This is a genomic window from Nonomuraea sp. NPDC049480, from assembly GCF_044465905.1.
Classification (GTDB): domain Bacteria; phylum Actinomycetota; class Actinomycetes; order Streptosporangiales; family Streptosporangiaceae; genus Nonomuraea.
On sequence record NZ_JBITMD010000034.1, the window covers coordinates 63,967 to 81,622 of the forward strand.

A 17,656-nucleotide genomic window follows, 5' to 3' on the forward strand; every position below is an offset into this window, starting at 1 on the left:
TGGGGGGTGTTCAGTGCGTGGGTCGGAGGTGGAAGATGCGGGCGGAGAACGGCGCGCCGTCGCCGGTCGTGAGCGTCAGCGCCCCGGTGACGGGATCCCAGGCGCGCTCCCAGGACGGCAGGTGCCGGGGGTAGCGGACGTCGATCTCGACGGGGCGGCCGGCCAGGTGCGGCAGCGCCAGCCGGACGGAGGGCTCGGCGCCGGGCCGCCGCCACACCCCGAGGTAGGTGTGGTCGCCGGCGCGCAGGGCGAGCGCGAGCCACGGGTCGTCCCAGCGCGGCAGGCCGAGCGGCCACAGCGGCGTGGCCCGCGCCAGGCCGGCGCGCATCTCCCGGTGCACGCGCACGGCGTCGCGCACCGCGTCGAGCTGCGCGGCCGACATCCCGTCCAGGCGCCCGGACAGGTACAGCCGGCCCAGCATGCCGGTGCACAGGGTGAAGGCGATCTCCTCGTCGGACATGTCCGGTTGCGGGTAGGCCCAGCTCGCCGACTGCTCCGGCAGCACCGACAGGGGCGCCGCCACCGCGACCGGCGGGTACAGGCGCGGGTCCTGCTGGTCGCTGGTGGACTGCAGGTGCATCCTGGACAACATCGCGTAGTCCATGCGCATGGCTCCGGACGCGCAGTTCTCCAGGATCAGCTCCGGATGGCGGGCCAGTACGCCGTCCAGCCACGCCAGGTGCGCGCGGTTGTGCGCCAGCAGCCCCGCGCCGGCGCTGCCGGCGTCCAGGTCGGTGCCGACGCCCGGGTCGATGTTGTAGTCGAGCTTGAAGTAGCCGACGCCCAGCTCCTCCACCAGCCGGTCCACGACCTGGTCCAGGTGCGCGACCGCGCGGGGGTGGCGCAGGTCGAGGTGGTGGCGGCCGTGCTCGGTCAGCCGTACGCCGCCGCGCTGCAGGAACGCCTCGGGCGGCAGCTTGTCGGCCATGGGGCTGCGGACGCCGATCACCTCCGGCTCCAGCCACAGCCCCGGCACCATGCCGAGCGCGCGGATGTGCCCGAGGACCTCCTCGATGCCGCGCGGGAACCGGGACTGCGACGGCTGCCACTCGCCGACGCTGTCCCACCAGGCTCCGCCGTCGTCGTACCAGCCGGCGTCGACGCAGAACACCTCGGCCCCCGCGGACGCGGCGGCCTCGATGAGGGGCAGCAGCTTGGCCGTGGTCGGGTCGCCCATGAGCGTGTTCATGTAGTCGTTGAACACCACCGGCAGCCGCTCCCGGTCGGGATGCGGCCGGACGATCGCCCGCCGGTGCGCCGTGAGCTCCGCCGCGGCGCCCTCAAGACCGTCGCCGGACACCGCCACCGACACCGGCACCGTCGTGAACGACTCGCCCGGCGCCAGCGGCTGCTGCCACTGGTGGTCCAGGTCGTTCGGGCCGAGCAGCGCGACGTAGGCGCCGTCGAGCCGTTCACCCACCTCCCACCGCCAGGGACCGTTGTGCTCGATCTGCCACAGCCACGCCTGCCCGCCGTCCCGGTCGACCAGCCCGCCCGTGGGCAGGTGGCTGCCGGTGGACCAGGTGCCCGTGCTGACCACCCCGAGCACGCCGCGGCCGTCCTGCGCGTGCAACCGCAGGTTCAGGTCGGGCACGCCGGCCGCGCGCAGCGGCTCGCGGGTCCAGCGGCTCTCGCCGAGCCATTCGCTGTCGGCCCGCAGCACGTCCGTGGAGTCGACCGCGCCGCCGGCGAAGCAGGCGGCGAACGACGTGACAGCCAACAGCAGCGCCGGCTGGTCGCCGCGGTTGGTCACCCGCGTCCAGACCTGAAACGCGGTCACCCCGTCGGCCGAGCGGAGGAACACCTCGGCGTCCAGCCCGCTCGCCGCGTCGTGCAGGTCCATCCGCAGGACGTGCCAGTCGCCGTCCCTGGCCTGCTCGCAGCCCCGGTACGCCAGGCCGCGCCCGGCGGCCGTCTGGGAGAAACGATGCGCGGAGCGGGCCCGCCCCGCGCCGGGGAGCAGCAGCTCCACCAGCGGCTGCGTCGCCCGGGGCCGGGGTGCGGAGAGGCCGCCCGCGGACAGCGACCGGACGCCGACCGGGCCGTCGGGTGAGACGTCCAGCACGACCCGCAGGCGTTCATGGCCCCAGACCACGCTGGTGTTCGTTGGGTTCAAAACTGCTGCTCCTCTTACTTTTCGCGTGGTCAGCCGAGCGGTGCGGCGATCTGGATGAGGTCGATGTCGGGCGCGTAGCCGGCGGAGGGGTTGCCGAACGTGATCGTGTTCGCGCCCGCGGCCAGGACGACGTCCACGACGGTGGTGCGGAAGTTCGACCAGCCCAGTGTGTTACGGAAATAATGCCTGGTCACCGGGCCGCCGTTGACGGAGACCTCGGCGTAGCGGTCGACGATGTTGGAGTTGTAGTTGGTGGCGCCCTCGCCCAGCTCGCCGTTGGCGTAGGTGACGATCATGCGGTAACGGCCGGCCGCCGGGACGGTGACGTTGTTGAAGCGCAGCGTGTTGGCCGCGCCGGCGCCGACGAAGCCGACGTACGCGCCGCCCGACGCCGCCGTGTTGGAGCCGGCCCTGGCGGCGCCGCTCAGCGTGTTGGCGGGGGATTCGGCCTGGTAGGAGGTGATGGTTCCGGTGGTCGCAGCGACGTCGATGTAGTCGACGTTGACCGCGTCCCGGTCGTCGGCGGCGTAGGCGTTGACGTCGACGCGGTTGATCCCGGCCGTCAGGAAGACCTTGGTGGTGACCGTGTTCCAGGTGTTCCAGTCGGCGGTGCCGGGCAGCGTCACGTCCGTGAGGCCGGAGCCGTTGAGGCGCAGCCGGACCGAGCGGGTGGCCGGCGCGCCGTTGTACGGGCCCGCCGAGTAGCGCAGGGCGACGTTGTAGTAGCCGTCGTTCGGGGCGGTCACCACGAACCTGGTGCTGGCGGTGGTGCTGGCTCCGTATCCCTCGGAGAAATACGTCCCGGAATAGCCGGTGTTCGCGCCGTAGGTGACACGGGCGGAGCCGGCCAGGGCGGCGTACTCGGCCTCGTAGCGCTGCGCCGAGCCCGCGGGGGAGCGGTCTTTGTCCGGGGTGACGATCACCTGGTACGCCGACGTGCCCTTCAGCCCGGTCAGCGGGATCGTGATCTGCCCGCCGGAGGCGGTGAAGTCGCCCTCGCTCACCCGGTACGGGCCGGGGGAGGGGTTGAGCCCGGTGCTGTCGACGCCCCAGACGGTCGCGTGGACCGTCGTGCCCAGAGCGGACGGGATGCCCTTGACCACGACGTCCGTGTCGTAGGCGCCGCTCGCCGGGTTGTTGCCGCCGAAGATCGCCCGGGCCTGCTTCTTGGCCGGGTCGTACGCCGCCAGGCCCTGCAGCGAGCCGCCGGGCGCGGGCGGGGTGACGGCGACCGTCGTGCCGGTCAGCTCGCCGTACCACTTGTACAGCCACCAGCCGCCGGTCGCCTGGTTGTTCCTGGTCACCAGGTCGTTGAGCCCGCCGGCCGTCGTCCAGTACGCCAGGCAGCCGTCGACCTTGCTGTTCTCGAACCTGGCCACGAACTGCACCAGGTTGCCCGGCACGCCCAGGTCGCCGGAGAACCGGCCGTACTCGTTGATCGAGATGGGCCGCGCCGAGACGCCCAGGCTCGTCTCGATCGCCCGGTAGTCGGCGTAGTGCTCGTGCCAGCTCGTGAAGAAGTCGTCGCCCAGCTCGTGCCAGGTCGTCACGTCGGGCAGCACGTTGTTGTCACGGGCGAAGCGCAGGAAGGCGCGCAGGTCGGCCGAGCGGTAGGAGGCGAAGTTCGGGCCGGCGATGCGGGCGCCGGGGTCGATCGAGCGGATCTTCTGGAAGACGGTCCTGTAGTCGTTGAGGAAGCCGGTCAGGTTCCCGGCGTACCAGATCTGGTCGGGCTCGTTGAACGGGACGTACACGTACGAGGTGCGGTACGGGTCGGCGACGACCTTCCGCGTCATCGTGTCCACCTTGGCCAGGTAGTCGGCGATGCCGAGGTTCTCGTACGGCCACTGCTTGTAGATGTCCTGCATGTAGATCTGGATCTCGCGGCCGCCCGCCCGCTTGAACATCGGGGCGACCCTGAGCGCGTCGCCGTTCGGGTGCTGCAGGCCGTCAGGCGCCTTCTGGGCGGTGACCTGGGGCTTGAGCGCGGCGAGCATGGTCTCGTTCGGGATGCCCTCGTCGCCGAGCCCGTACAGGAAGCCGGTCGCGCCGTAGCGCAGCGGGCCGGTCTGGGTGGCGAGGTCCACGACGAGCTGGGACGGCGCGGCGGCGGCGGGAACCGCGGGCAGCACGCTGCTCACGATTGCTGCCGCCAGAGCCGCGGACCAAGCATTTCTCCTCCTCATGGCGCTCCTTCACGGGCGCAGATGTGACCGGTCACATCTTCCTGGTGCTTGAGTGTGAGCGGTCACAACGAGAAGAGAAAGGGGGTGTTACCAGGTTGTTACCGCTAAATGTCGGGCCACGGTGCGCACATGTGTTGGCCTACACTCGTTGTCATGGCGTTCACCGAGCGATCGGCGGCGACCAGGACCTCGATCCTGTCGGCCGCCAGGAAGCTGCTCATCGAGCGGGGCTACGAGGCCATGACGATCCGGGCCGTCGCCGCGCAGGTCGGCGTCGACCCGTCGATGGTCATGCGTTACTACGGCAGCAAGGCCGGGCTGTTCGGCGCCGCCGTGGACGTGGACCTGCGGCTGGACCAGGTGCCCACGCCGCCGGCGGACCGGCTCGGCGAGCTGCTCGTCCGGCACTTCCTGGCCCGCTGGGAGGGCGGCCTGGCGGACGACGTGCTGATCCTGCTGCTGCGCTCGGCCGCCACCAACCCCATGGCCGCCGAGCGCATGCGCGAGGTCTTCGACCGGCAGATCGTCGCGTTCGTGGCCCGGGTGACGGAGGCGGACGACGCCGCACGCCGGGCCGGGCTGGTCAGCACGCAGCTGCTGGGGCTGGCCCTGACCCGCTACGTGCTCGAACTGCCGCCGATGGCCGACGCGGATGCCGAGAGCCTGGTCCGCGACCTGGCGCCGGTGGTGCAGCGTCACCTGACGGGCTGACCTCGAAGAGGAACACCGAGGTGGCGCCGAACTGTGCCAAAGCACGATAGTTGTCACCGGAGAGCCCTCTGAGCAGGGCAGACCGGTCCGATGAGGCACGCTGGTTGACACCAGCGAGGCATCGTACTTGTCACTAAGGTCACAATCCGCAAGCTTCTTGTCACAATTCTTGTGAACGCCTGCTCGGCAGCCGTCGGCTTCGAAGACCTCTGGCGCGGCATCTACCACCAGCTCCTGCCCGGACACGTCCCCGGCACCCGCGATCTGTTCGTGCCTGTCGCCTACTGCCGGCAATCTGGGCCGCCCCGTCCGGCACGCCGAACAGCTCACCGTGACGATCGATGAGCTGGGCAGCAAACGATGGAGCCCTCACCGGGCTGATCAACCAGTGCGCGCAGGAGGAAACCGACCCCGAGCGGCAGCTGACGGCCTGGGAAACGCCTGAAACCCTGGGACTCCTGACCTGAGGGCATCACCGCTCAATCGCTCGTAGTCCCGGACGTTTCGCCTCAAGTGGGCATCACGTGCCCATTTCCCGGATTCAAAGACAAAATCCTTAGTGAGGGAGCGCGGGAGGAGGTGGTTGACCAGGCCGGCCACATGCCATGGACGAGATCGACTTCAGGAGATCAACATGAAACGAAAACCGAGAACGACGGCGGCGACCTCCCCGATGGGCCATCGACATCTCGGACGGCCACCGCACCTTACAGATGCGCGGCCGCTGGTAGGACGAGCACACGCTGGGAGCAGTGGCTGGCGTGATCGTGCGGCTTGCCTGGCAAGTCGCGCTCCCGCAGCCGGTGGAGCGGTGTATTGCCAGGCAAGTTGTCCGATCTTGGTCAGATGACGCGGACCTGGAACTGGTCCCCGTCCAGGACCCGGGACTTGTAGTAGAAGGCGCCCAGGTCGGATCCGCCGAGAGTGTTCTCCGCCAAGGGAATCATGCAGACGCTGTAGCCGCCTGAGTCGTTGGGGGCGCGGACCTGCAGCCACGACGCGCGGCAGCTAAAACTGTTCCCGTTGATGTTGAGGATGAAGATGTTTCGGCCGTAGGGCTGGGAGTACGCGCCGTTGTAGGTGGACTTGAAGGGGTACTCGTCACAGGACCAGACCCCCGGATCCGTGGGTTTGGGGTGCCCCGGCGGGCACGCCGTTCTGTAGTTGTTGTCGATGAGGGTCTGGTTCTGGGTCCTGGTCAGGACGTCCGTCATCTTGAAATGCTTGATAGCGAGCTGGAGGTGATAGGCATACGACGGATAGCGAGACGAAAGGACGTCGTGCACCGGGCGGACCGAGTCGTAGACGCAGCCCGAGGGGTAACCGGTGAGCGCGTCGTCGCAGCGATGCACGGCCGGTGCCGTAATCGAGGGGTTTGTCGTCGGGTTGACCCACGCCGAGTTGGCGAACCAGTACCTCATCCCCCCGTGTGCACCCCACGTGTAGCCGCTGAGCGGGCTGGTGAAGTGCGTGGTGGTCGAGTGGATGCGGCCCGGAAGCGCTGACCCGCCGACCAGCCCGCTGCTGGACACCGTGCAGCTGGCGAGGCATTGCGGCTCGGCGTAGACGAGAGAGTCGAGCACCGCCGGGATCGCCGGGCCGGCGACGGTGTTGGCCTGGTAGTGCCACGACTGGCTCCAGCGCAGCGAACTGTAGTCGAGGGTCGTCAAGCTGGAGACGGTGAACTGTATCGAGCCGATGACGGCCCCGTTGGGCACCGTGAAGATGAGCAGGACACCGTCCTCGATCACGCATGCGGCCGTCCGGGTCAGCGTGGGGCTCCCGCCGCAGATGTCGGCGGCGACCTCGGCGCCGGTCTTTCTCTGGTTGGCTTTCCTCGCCTGCTTGCGGATACAGGTGGCGGTCCCGGACTTCCCGGTCGCGGCGAGCGTCGCCGCGTGTTGTTTGAGGTCGGTGCCGCACTCCTGTGCGACGGCGGGTTTCGGTGCGGGCTTGTCCGGTTCCGCCGCTACCGGGGTGGTGGGGACGAGCAGGGCTAACAGTCCTAAAGCGACGCTCGCGATCCCTGCTTTCCATCTGGCCACGGGTGCTCCCTTCGTGGAAGGACGTTGGGCGAAGGGAACCGCCGGCCTCTGGACAGGCTCTGGATGTTTACTGGACATCATCACTAAACTGTGACGGTGCTAGTCATCCAGGTGCTCGGCCGCCTGCGGGTGTGGCACGATGATCGCGAGGTCGATGCCGGGCCACCCGCCCGCCGTCTGATGCTGGGAGTCCTGGCGCTCAACGCCGGGCGGCTGACCACCCGCCGGGAGCTGATCGAGTCGCTGTGGGGCGAACGGCCGCCGTCAAGCGCGGTCAACGTGCTGCACACCCACACCAAACACCTGCGCCGCCTGCTCGACCCACGGCACAGCCCGCGCGACCAGGACGGCGTGCTCTCCACCGTCGGCGACGGCTACCTGCTGCGCCTCCCGGAGGGCGCCCTCGACCTGCTGCGCTTCCGGCGTGCGGTGGCAGCCGCGCAGCAGGCCGAAAGCGACGGCGCCCCGGCGCGAGCGGCCGCGCTCTTCCGCGAGGCGCTGCGACTGTGGGAGAACGACGACCCCCTGTGCGACGTGCCAGCGCTCGAAGGCCACCCCAAGGTGTGGGGCCTCAAGGCTGAGCGCCGCCGCGCGCAGCTGTCCTACTGGGACCTGATGCTGCGGGCGGGCAACGCCGCCGAGGTCATCGCCGCGCTGGCGGTGCAGGGCGCGGCGAACCCGCTCGACGAGGCGGTGCAGGCCACGCTGATCCGCGCGTACCAGGCGACGGGCCAGCGGACGATCGCCTTCGAGCGGTACGAGGCCACCCGCCTCGTGCTGGCCGAGGAGCTGGGCGTGGAGCCGAGCGGGGAGCTTGAACGGGCGCACCGGCAGCTGCTTGAGGAGCAGGCAAGGCGTGGTCTGCCAAGGATTCCGCGGCAGCTTCCGGCGCCGGTGCCGGACTTCACCGGACGCGCCGACGAGCTGGCCCTGCTTGACGCCGCGAACGCCCGCCGCCCACCGGGGATCGCGGTCGTCTGCGGCACCGCGGGCGTGGGCAAGACGGCGCTCGCCGTCCACTGGGGTCACCACAACCGCGAGCTGTTCCCCGACGGGCGCATCCACCTCGACCTGCGTGGCGACGACGCCGAACACGCGCTGTCCCCGCACGAGGCGCTGGGCCGCCTGCTGACCGCCGTCGGCGTGTCGGATCAGGACATTCCGGCCGACACCCAGTCACGGGCCGCGCGCTGGCGCACCGAGACCGACGGCCGCAGGCTGCTTGTGCTGCTTGACAACGCGGCCTCGGCCGAGCAGGTACGGCCGCTGCTGCCCGGCACGCACGACACCCTCATGGTGATCACCAGCCGGGACAGGCTGGCCACCCTGGTCGCCCTGCACGGCGCGCACCGCATCGAACTGGACCTGCTGCCCCGCACCGACGCCGTCCACCTGCTGTGCCGGCTGCTGGGCGAGCGGGCGGGCACTGATCCCGACAGCGTCGACTCGCTTGCCACCATCTGCGCCCGCCTGCCGCTGGCGCTGCGCCTGGCCGCCGAGTACGCCGGGGCGCAGGCGCACCTGCCGCTAGGCGGCGTGGTGACGCGGCTGCACCGGGCCGGACCGCTGGATCTGCTCGACCCGGGCGGCGGGGCGGCGATCCGGCACGTCTTCGGCTGCTCGTACCGGCTGCTCGACGCCGAGGCGCAGCGCCTGTTCCGGTTGCTGAGCCTGAACCCGGCACCGCACTCCACGCTGGCCTGCGCGGCGGCGCTGTCGGACGTCGACGAGATCGGCGCAGCTCGGCTCCTGCACCGGCTCGCCTCGGCGCACCTGCTGCGATGCGATGCCTTGGGGCGCTACGGGTTTCACGACCTTCTGCGTGCGTACGCCGCCGAGATGAGCCTTGCCATGGACAGCGAGGCCGAGCGGCAGGCGGCCAGGGACAGGCTGCTGGAGCACTACTGCGGGACCGCCGTCGAGGCGAGCGACACCCTCTACCCCGGGTGGAGCGGGAGCTGGCGGCACGCCGGGCTCGCCCTCACGCCCAGCGGCGTCACCCTCTCGCCGGGCGCGGCACTGTCGTGGTTGGACAGCGAGCTGGCGTCGTTCGGCACGATCTGCCAGTTCGCGGTCAGGCAGGGACGGCCGGAGCGGGCGGTCGCCCTTGCCGCCGCGTTACACCGCTACCTGGAGGCGGGGCACGGCACCGAGGCCCTGTCGATCTACGAGGGCGCCGTCGACGCCGCGCGGGGGATGAGAGACTCGGAAAGCGAGGCGCATCTGCGGACCAACACCGGGGTCATCCTGCGGCTGCTCGGCCGGTACGCTCCGGCCGTCGAGGAACTGAGCGAGGCGCTGGAGCTGTGCCGGCGCATCGGCAACCGCCACGGCCAAGCCCGCTCGCTGTCCAATCTGGGCATCATCGAGGAACGCCTCGGCGAATTCGCCTCCTCGGCCGCCCGGCACAGCGAGGCCATCGCGCTCTACCGCGAGATCGACGACCCCTACGGCCAGGCGGCGGCGCTGACCAACCTGGGCAACCTCGAGGAGTCGATCGGCGAGCACACCGAGGCAGCGCAGCACTTCCTGGCCGCGCACGACATCTTCACCGCGCTCGGCGAGCGTGCCGGGCAGGCCATCGCCCTGTCCAACCTCGGCCAGATCTACAGCTCGCTGGGCGAGGACACGCTTGCCGTCGCGAAACTGCGCGAGGCGCTGAGCCTGTTCCGCGAGATCGAGCACCGTGACGGGGAAGCGACCGCGCTGAGCAACCTCGGCACCGCCCTGTGCCGTCAGGCGAAATTCGACGAGTCCCTGTGGCACCTGGAGCGGGCGCTCAAGATCTTCCAGTCGACCAAGCACAGGTACGGTGAGGCGAGTGTCCTCAACGCGATCGGTGAGGCGTTGCGCACCATGGGCCGTGACGGCGAGGCGGCGCAGCGGCACCGGCTGGCGCTGGCGATCGCCGCCGAGACCGGCGACGAGGACGAGCGCGGCCGTGCCGCCGCCGCGCTTGAAAGCCTCGGCTGACGACCGCGAGGCGTGAGAGGGCGGTGGCAGCATGGCCGGACGAACAACTCGTTAGGCTTTCGGGGTGAAGGTTGCGCGGAGTGACACCCCCTGACCTGCCGGTCCGCCTCGGCATGTCGAATCCGACAACCAACTGACACGGAGGCGCGGATTTCGACAGCGAAATGCGGATCCTACAGCTGGGTTGTCTCGTCCTGGGTCATCGAGGCGGCGCGATGGTTATCTGGGGTTGTTGGCCTGTTCTCGCAGGTCAAAGCGCGATGATCTTGTCAGGCACGTAAGGCATGTGGACCGGTCTTGAAGGCATGTTGCTTTGAAGGGGTCCCAGTAGCAATCGCGAAAATCCCCGGAAGGCCGACCGTCCGCGTCGAACCAGGCGCGGCGGCGGCCTTTCACTTTGCCTCCTGGGGATCAAGACGAACCAGCCTTTCGATCATGAGCTTCAGGCTGGTGCCGGCCACCGGCGCGGAATCCGCGGCCAGCCTACTTGCCTTACGTGGCTGGCAAGATCATCTCACTTTGACCTGCCGGAAGAGGCCAAGAACCCCAGATAACCATCGCTGCGCTGGCTGGCCAACCGTCCAGAACATCCCGCCCCTGGCCACCGCGCCCCCGTCGCAGGGAATCGAACCGTCATAGGTGAGACACCGGCGGCCGCCACCTACTTGCCTGACAGTCCTTCAAGCAGCTGACCAGCAAGAACGCTTGAAAACCCAAGATAACAACCATCGACCTTACAACGATGGCGGTGACAGAAAGCCTGCCTAAGTGACAACTATCGTGCTTCGGCACAGCCGAACCGGCCGGAGCGCGCCCGCCGGCCGGTCCAGCATAGAAATCTACAACGTAAAGGGCTCGGGCTCGCCGCCGCGACATGGCACGACGAGCCCCGCAACCCGTCGATCAGAGACCGTACCGGCTCTTCAGGTGGCGCCACCAGTCGCGGAACATCCACGCGTCGAACTCGGTGATCTGGGCCGCGCTGCCCGCCTTCATGAGGAAGCAGCACTGCCCGGTCGGCGTCCAGTCGTAGAAGTCGTCCAGCCCGAAGGAGTGGCCCATCTCGTGCAGCAGGATGTGGATGTTGTCGGCGTTGAGGTTGGACATGTAGTACTCGCTGCCGATCCGCTGCCCCCAGTCGCCTCCCGCGCCGCCGCCGAAGCCGGCGGTCAGCCACAGCGACATGTCGTAGTGGTGAGAGGCGCCGCCCGGGCAGTTGGGGTAGTTGCCGCTCTGGTTGAAGAACCGGCCGCACGCCTGGGCGCACTGCGGCGCGTTCTCGCGGATGTCGTTGACGTAGATGTCGACGGAGGTGTCATTCCACTGGAGCTGGGCGCGGTCGCGCACGGCCCAGCCGACCACCTTGACCGGCACGCTGGCGTACGGCCAGCCGTTGTGGCCGACCATGACGTCCATCCACTTCTTGAACTGGCGCGTCAGCGCGGCGTGGATCTGGTCGCGCTGGGCGGCGGTCACCGTGGCGCTGGAGTCCCAGCGGACGCAGTAGTTGATCGAGCCGCGGTTGGCCATGATCTGGTCCCAGCCGTAGTTGCGGAAGCCGTACAGGTTGGGGTACGTGCTCTCCTGGTGCTGCCAGACCTCGTTGAGCGGGGTGACCAGGTTGGCGGGCGGGTTCCAGCCGGTCGAGCCGCCCGAGTCCGGCGAGAACGCCCTGATCTCCAGCAGCCCGACCGAGCCCTGGCCGCTCTGCAGGACCACTCGCAGCCGCGTGGTGCTGACCTGCGTGAAGGTGACGGTGTTGTAGGCGTTGACCGCGGTGGGGTAGGTGCCGGGGATGTCGGCGTAGGCGCTGCCGGTCCACCGCTGGAGCTTCCAGGAGGCCGGTACGCGGACGCCGCCGCCGTCGTCGAAGAAGTACACGTCGGCGGATCGGATGTTCTGGGCGGTGGGCCAGGTCAGCTCGGCCCACTGGCTGCCGGTGTTCGGCCAGGTGCCCCAGCGGCGGTTGACGGTGTCGTTGGAACTGGGCGGGTCGATGCCGTCGTTGATCGCCGCGACGCTCTCCCACGGCGAGGTGTACGAGGCCGACGGCGTGGCCGACCTGGCCACGTTCGTGTCGGCCATCGCCTCGTCGAGCGGTAAGAGGAGCCAGGTGATCAGCAGCAGGGGCAGGATGGCCAGGCGTTTCATACGGCGTCTCCGCGTGGTAGCGCTAACATGCTTGGTCGGGGTGCTGCCTTGCCTTGTTTCGAGCCTTGATCGCACGCCCCGGGACGGCCGTCAACCCGCGCGCGGCCGCCCGGCTGCCGACCTGCGGGTTCCCGGTGAAAGTTTCACACCGACAGCGAGGTCTCCTGACCGCCTGCGGTCACGGCGACGCGGCGGTACCACTCGTTCGACAACATCTCGGTGCGCGCCCGCTCCGGCAGCGCGGTCAGCAGCGTCATCGACGCGCCGCGCGCCACCTCGGACTCGTGCGCGTGCAGCGCGGCCCACTTGCGCTCGGCCCATCGTGCCACGTCGAGCCGGGCGGTGACCTCGTCGTCGGGGACGCCGGGCAGTGTGTGGCCGGGCTCGGGAGGCGAGCCGAAGACCTCCTGCCAGTGCGACAGCACGACGGAACGCGGGAGGGTCGCCAGGTAGAGGGCACGGGGCCGCCACGGGGCGCCGGCGTCGCGGTAGAGCTGGTCGTAGCCGGACGCCTCGACGGCGGCCATGGTCACGCGGTGCGCGTGCACGTGGTCGGGGTGGCCGTAGGCGCCATAGCCGTCATACGTGATCACGATGTCCGGCCTGAACTGCCTGATGTGCCCGACCAGCCGGCCGACGGCCTCGTCGAGTGGCACGTCCAGGAAGCGCGGGCGGCCGGGCGCGGAGGCGGCGTCGCGGGCGTCGGCGTACCCGAGCAGCCTCGGCTCGCCGGCCCCGAGGATCTCCAGGGAACGCCGCAGCTCGCCGGCCCGGCGCGTGCCCTCCGCCCAGGTGCAGGTGACGACCGCGGTCCTGGCGCCCTCGTCGGCGTACCTCGCCAGGGTGCCGCCCGTCCAGATCGCCTCGTCGTCGGGGTGGGCGTGCACGCACAGCAGGCCCGGATCCGCCGGTTCGCCGTTCATTGACATCACCGTAGTGGGTTCGCTTCTGCTTGTCGGAGCGTCCGCGTAAGGTGCCCGCATGGCGATGCTCATCGGACGGGACCGGCCCGCCGCCGTCCTGCGGGGTGAGGCGGAGCGCGCGCTGGCCGGCCACGGATCGCTCGTGCTGGTCATGGGCGAGGCGGGCGTCGGCAAGAGCACGCTGGTGGCGAGCGCGGCCGAGGAGGCCGTCCGGGGCGGGGCGCGGCTGGTCGGCGGCGCGTGCTGGGAGGGCGAGGGCGCGCCCGGCTACTGGCCATGGGTGCAGGTGGTCCGGCAGCTCGCGCCAGGAGCGACGCCCCAGAGCCTGGCGGGGGCGGACGCGCAGGCGTTCCAGCTGTACGACGCGGTGACCGCGCTGCTGGCGGACGCCTCGCGGGAGCGGCCGGTCGTGGTCGTGCTGGAGGACCTCCACTGGGCCGACGCCGCCTCGCTGAGACTGCTGGAGTTCGTGGTGCAGCACGCCTGGTTCGAGCGGCTGCTGATGATCGGCACCTATCGCGACGCCGAGGTCGACGGCCCGCTCAGCCTGCCCCTGGAGGCCAAGGCCACCACGCTGGCCCTGACCGGGCTTGATCGGGAGGCGGTCGGGCGGCTGGTGGCGCGCACCACCGGGCTTGAGCCGGACGCGGACCTGGTGACGGAGATCCACCGGCGGACCGGCGGCAACCCGTTCTTCGTCGAGCAGACCGCCCGGCTGTGGCAGGGAGGCAGCCCGCTCGCCACGATCCCGCCCGGGGTCGAGGCGGCGGTGCGGCGGCGGTTGTCCCGGCTGCCGGGGGAGGTGCTGGACGTGCTGCGGACGGCCGCGGTGCTGGGGCGGGAGTTCACGGGGGAGGACCTGTCCACCGCGCTCGCCGTGCACGAAACGACGGCCCGCGAGGGCGATCCCGGCTCCGCCGCGTCGAGCGAGACGGTGGCCCGGGCGCTTGATCAGGCCGTGTCGGCCAAGCTCGTCACGTCGCTCGGCGCCGGCCGTCACGCCTTCGTCCACGACCTGGTGCGCGAGACGCTCTATGCGGGGCTGGACGAGGCCGGAGCCCGGGCCGGCCACGCGGCCGTGCTGCACGCCCTGGACGGCGCGCTGCCCGCCACCCGGGCGCATCATGCCTACCTCGCCGCCGTCCCCGGCGCGCCGGACCTGCTCCTGGCCGCCGCCAGGGACGCCGAGGGGCGGATGGCCGACGAGGAGGCGGTCGGGCACTATCGCCGGGCCCTGGAGCTGACGCCCCTGTCAGAGCCGCGCCGGCGCGCCACGATCGGCCTGGATCTCGGCACCGCACAGAGCCGCACGGGCGACAGGGCCGCCGCAGCGCGCACGCTTGACGCGGCCATCGCGATCACCCGCGGCCTCGACGACCCCGCGTTGCTGGCGCTGACCGCGCTCAAACTGCACGAGCTCTGCTACACAGGCCGCGGCCGCTGGACGGACTTCGTCCACGAGGCGCACCTCCGCCTGGTGCGCCGGGCGGAGGACCCACGAGCCGGGCAAACGGGCGGGCGTCCGGCTCACGACTCCACGCACCCTCACGCGAACTCGCGCCCTCACGCGAACTCGCGCCCCCACGGGGACACGCGACCACCGGCCGGGGCGGCTCGGCGGCCGGGCGACGACGAGGCCCGGCCGCACGGCCTGCCGGGGGAGCCGGACACGGACACGGACACGGCCCGGCCGCACGTCCTGCCGGGGGAGCCGGACACGGACACGCCACGGCCGAGCACCGCGGCACGAGGGCCGGCCGGCGGCGGGGCGCGGCCGGATGTCGTGGCGAGGGAGTTGAGTGAGGTCGCCGCGGATCTGGCCAGGCGGGGCGAGGACGACGAGACGCTCGGTTTCAGCCTGCTGGCCAGGCTGGGCGCCATCTGGGCACCGGGCAGCACGGCTGAGCGGCTGGCCATCACCGGCGAGCTGGCGGCGGTGGCCCGGCGCACCCGGGACCGGCAGTTCGCGCTGACCGCCCGCTCCTGGCGGGTCGGCGCGCTGCTCGAGCTGGGCGATCCCCGCTGCCTGAATGAGCAGCGGGCCTTCGTCGCGGAGGCGGAGGAGTCGGGGCTGGCGCTGTTCGAGCACGAGGCCGCCGTGCTCAAGGCGATGTTCGCGACGCTGGCCGGGCGTTTCGACGAGGCGGGCACGCACATCGACGCCGCTTACGAGCTCGGCGAGCAGCCGGCCATCGGCAGGGGGGAGCTGCGCTGGATGCAGCGCTGGTCGGCCGCGCTGCTCAGGGGTCGCTTCGACGCGGCCGACGCCGTGCTCGCCGAGATGGAGCAGGGGGGTGGCCGGCACTTCCCGCTGTACAACGCGGTGACGGCGGTGCATCGGGGCGACGGGGGCGAGACGGCCATGCGGCACCTGGCGGAGATCATGGCCACCGGCGAGCAGTATCTGCGCTGGATGGCGCCGCTGTGGCTGAGGTTCCAGGCGCAGGCCGCCGCCGTGTCGAAGGACCCGGTGCTCTGCGAGCACGCGCGTGCCGCGATCGCCCCGTACGCCGGACAGTGGGGCGTGACGGCGACCGTGGCCGTCGAGGGCCCGTACGCGCACTGGGCGGCCGTGCTCGACGCCGCGCAGGAGCGCTGGGACGAGGCGATCGCCGGCTTCACCGCCGCCTACCGCGCCGCCGACAGGCTGGGGGCGCGGCCCTGGTCGATCGAGTCGCGGGCCCGGCTGGCGGAGGCGCTGCGGGCCCGCGGCGACGACCCGGCGCCGCTGATCGAGCAGGTGGAGCGGGAGGCCGCGGAGCTCGGCATGCTCGTACGGCTGCCGCGCCCCGGAGCCGCCTCCTTCCGCTTCGACGGCGAGGTCTGGACCCTGACCTTCGCTGGCCGCACCGTTCATCTGCCCGACTCCAAGGGCCTGGCCGACCTGCGGATCCTGCTGGAGCGGCCGGGCGTGGACGTCTCCGCGGTCGAGCTGCTCGACCCGCGGGGCGGCGAGGTCGTGGTCGCCGCGCGGGGCATGGGCGGCGACGACGTGCTCGACGAGGAGGCCAGGACCCGTTACCGGAGGCGGCTGGAGCTGCTCGACGACGAGCTGGACCGGGCCGTCGAGCTCGGCCGCGACCGGCGCGCGGCCGAGCTCGACGCGGAGCGGCAGGCCCTGCTCGACGAGCTGCGTGCCGCGACCGGGCTGGGCGGCCGGCCCCGCAGGCTGGGCGACGAGGCCGAACGCGCCCGCAAGGCGGTCACCAACCGCATCCGCAACACGCTGCGCCAGCTGGACCAGCGCCACCCCGAGCTGGCCGCCCACCTGCGGGCCTCGGTCTCGACCGGCGCGACGTGCCGCTACCAGCCTCCTCCTGCCGCTTCGGGGCTTCGCTGGACGTGATCGTCGCAGGTGCGGAACACCCTGCCGACCCGCACCTGCCCGCGCCGATCGTCAGCGCAGCTTGGCGAAGAAGGCGGCGACGTCCTCCGCGAAGAGCGCGGGCTGCTCGGCGGCGAAGAAGTGGCCGCCCCGGTCGTACTCGCTCCAGTGGACGATGGTGTGGTCACGTTCGGCCCAGGAGCGGATCGTGACGTCGCAGGCCTTGGACACGAGCACGCCGGTGGGCACCGTTCCACGCGCTGACCAGGCCTCGGACGAGCCGGAGTCCCACTCTCCGGCGTCGCCGGCGCTCATGTTCTCGTAGTACGAATGCGCCGACGACCATCCCGTGCCGGTCAGCCAGTAGAGGGTGACGTCGGTCAGCATGAGGTCGCGGTCCAGGGAGTCCTCGGGGAGTCCGTCCACCGGCTCGGTCAGCTCCTTGAACTTCTCCATGATCCACGCGAGCTGCGCCACCGGGGAGTCGTGCAGCCCGTACGAGATGGTCTGGGGCCGCTTGGACTGCGTCTGGAGGTAGCCGTCGTTGAGGTTCTCCATCGCGTTCCAGCGGCGCCGTTCCTCCTCCGTCAGCTTGTCCATCTCGCCCTCCTCGCCCGCGGGGAAGGTGAGGGCGGCGTTGATGTGCACGCCCACGACGTGTTCGGGGTCCTGCTTGCCCATTTCCGGCGCAACGAAGGATCCGGTGTCGCCGCCCTGCACGCCGTACCGGTCGTAGCCGAGCATCGCCATCAGCCGGGTGAACGCTCCGGCGACGCGCGCGACGTCCCAGCCCGCGCCGGAGAGCGGGATGGAGAAGCCGGAGCCGGGGAGCGAGGGGATGACGAGGTGGAAGTCGCGCGAGAGCGGCTCGATGACGTCCAGGAACTCCACGAACGAGCCCGGCCAGCCGTGAATGAGCATGAGGGGCAACGCGGAGTCGTTGCCGGAGCGGATGTGGAGGAAGTGGATGTTCTGGCCGTCGATCGTGGTGGTGAAGTGCGGGAGCTCGTTCAGCCGGGCCTCGTGGGCGCGCCAGTCGTAGCCGGTGCGCCAGTACTCGGCGAGTTCCCTGAGGTAGTCGACGGGCACGCCGCGTTCCCAGCCGGTGCCGGGCAGCTGCCCAGGCCATCGGGTCATGGTCAGGCGGGTACGCAGGTCGTCCAGGTCCTGCTGGGGGATGTCGATACGGAACGGGCTGATAGTCATGAAATTTCTCCTCTTGCAGG

The 17,656-nt window shown here is 70.8% G+C and carries 10 protein-coding genes; 4 read left to right on the top strand and 6 right to left on the bottom strand.

Annotation, left to right across the window (positions count from 1 at the left end; genetic code table 11):
• Window positions 1-10 precede the first annotated feature (10 nt).
• Window positions 11-2,116 (bottom strand): glycoside hydrolase family 36 protein, encoded by a 2,106-nt coding sequence (locus ACIBX3_RS53315; protein WP_397128462.1) that lies wholly within the window; start codon window positions 2,114-2,116, stop codon window positions 11-13.
• Between the two features lie 29 nt (window positions 2,117-2,145).
• Entirely contained in the window at window positions 2,146-4,257 is a 2,112-nt protein-coding gene (locus tag ACIBX3_RS53320; RefSeq protein WP_397128463.1) for a CBM35 domain-containing protein, read from the bottom strand.
• 198 nt (window positions 4,258-4,455) lie between these two features.
• Between ACIBX3_RS53320 and ACIBX3_RS53325 the strand changes: the two genes are divergently transcribed.
• Window positions 4,456-5,013, top strand: coding sequence for a TetR family transcriptional regulator (locus ACIBX3_RS53325; protein WP_397128464.1), 558 nt, complete (start codon window positions 4,456-4,458; stop codon window positions 5,011-5,013).
• A gap of 341 nt (window positions 5,014-5,354) precedes the next feature.
• Window positions 5,355-5,480 (top strand): hypothetical protein, encoded by a 126-nt coding sequence (locus tag ACIBX3_RS53330; RefSeq protein WP_397128465.1) that lies wholly within the window; start codon window positions 5,355-5,357, stop codon window positions 5,478-5,480.
• Between the two features lie 375 nt (window positions 5,481-5,855).
• Here ACIBX3_RS53330 and ACIBX3_RS53335 read toward each other — a convergent pair whose 3' ends face one another.
• A complete protein-coding gene (locus tag ACIBX3_RS53335; protein WP_397128466.1) occupies window positions 5,856-7,058 on the bottom strand; it encodes a hypothetical protein in 1,203 nt (400 codons plus the stop codon).
• A 96-nt stretch (window positions 7,059-7,154) separates the two neighbouring features.
• Here ACIBX3_RS53335 and ACIBX3_RS53340 point away from each other — a divergent pair, with 96 nt between their 5' ends.
• Window positions 7,155-10,031 (top strand): tetratricopeptide repeat protein, encoded by a 2,877-nt coding sequence (locus ACIBX3_RS53340; protein ID WP_397128467.1) that lies wholly within the window; start codon window positions 7,155-7,157, stop codon window positions 10,029-10,031.
• 903 nt (window positions 10,032-10,934) lie between these two features.
• Here the strand turns inward: ACIBX3_RS53340 and ACIBX3_RS53345 are convergent.
• Both ACIBX3_RS53345 and ACIBX3_RS53350 read right to left on the bottom strand, forming a co-directional pair.
• On the bottom strand, window positions 10,935-12,182 hold the full coding sequence (locus ACIBX3_RS53345) for a hypothetical protein (RefSeq protein ID WP_397128468.1): 1,248 nt from the start codon (window positions 12,180-12,182) through the stop codon (window positions 10,935-10,937).
• Between the two features lie 143 nt (window positions 12,183-12,325).
• The gene (locus tag ACIBX3_RS53350; RefSeq protein ID WP_397128469.1) at window positions 12,326-13,105 is read right to left on the bottom strand and encodes a PIG-L family deacetylase; all 780 of its coding nucleotides are present in this window, start codon (window positions 13,103-13,105) and stop codon (window positions 12,326-12,328) included.
• A 58-nt stretch (window positions 13,106-13,163) separates the two neighbouring features.
• Between ACIBX3_RS53350 and ACIBX3_RS53355 the strand changes: the two genes are divergently transcribed.
• The gene (locus ACIBX3_RS53355; RefSeq protein WP_397128470.1) at window positions 13,164-16,451 is read left to right on the top strand and encodes an ATP-binding protein; all 3,288 of its coding nucleotides are present in this window, start codon (window positions 13,164-13,166) and stop codon (window positions 16,449-16,451) included.
• A gap of 51 nt (window positions 16,452-16,502) precedes the next feature.
• Here ACIBX3_RS53355 and ACIBX3_RS53360 read toward each other — a convergent pair whose 3' ends face one another.
• Window positions 16,503-17,636, bottom strand: a complete 1,134-nt coding sequence (locus ACIBX3_RS53360; RefSeq protein WP_397128471.1) for an epoxide hydrolase family protein — start codon at window positions 17,634-17,636, stop codon at window positions 16,503-16,505.
• Window positions 17,637-17,656 lie beyond the last annotated feature (20 nt).

Excerpts from the sequence above, each read along its gene's own strand:
- ACIBX3_RS53325 (WP_397128464.1), top strand. The coding sequence starts at position 4,456 with ATGGCGTTCACCGAGCGATCGGCGGCGACCAGGACCTCGATCCTGTCG.
- ACIBX3_RS53330 (WP_397128465.1), top strand. The coding sequence starts at position 5,355 with ATGAGCTGGGCAGCAAACGATGGAGCCCTCACCGGGCTGATCAACCAG.
- ACIBX3_RS53345 (WP_397128468.1), bottom strand. The coding sequence starts at position 12,182 with ATGAAACGCCTGGCCATCCTGCCCCTGCTGCTGATCACCTGGCTCCTC.
- ACIBX3_RS53350 (WP_397128469.1), bottom strand. The coding sequence starts at position 13,105 with ATGAACGGCGAACCGGCGGATCCGGGCCTGCTGTGCGTGCACGCCCAC.
- ACIBX3_RS53355 (WP_397128470.1), top strand. The coding sequence starts at position 13,164 with ATGGCGATGCTCATCGGACGGGACCGGCCCGCCGCCGTCCTGCGGGGT.
- ACIBX3_RS53360 (WP_397128471.1), bottom strand. The coding sequence starts at position 17,636 with ATGACTATCAGCCCGTTCCGTATCGACATCCCCCAGCAGGACCTGGAC.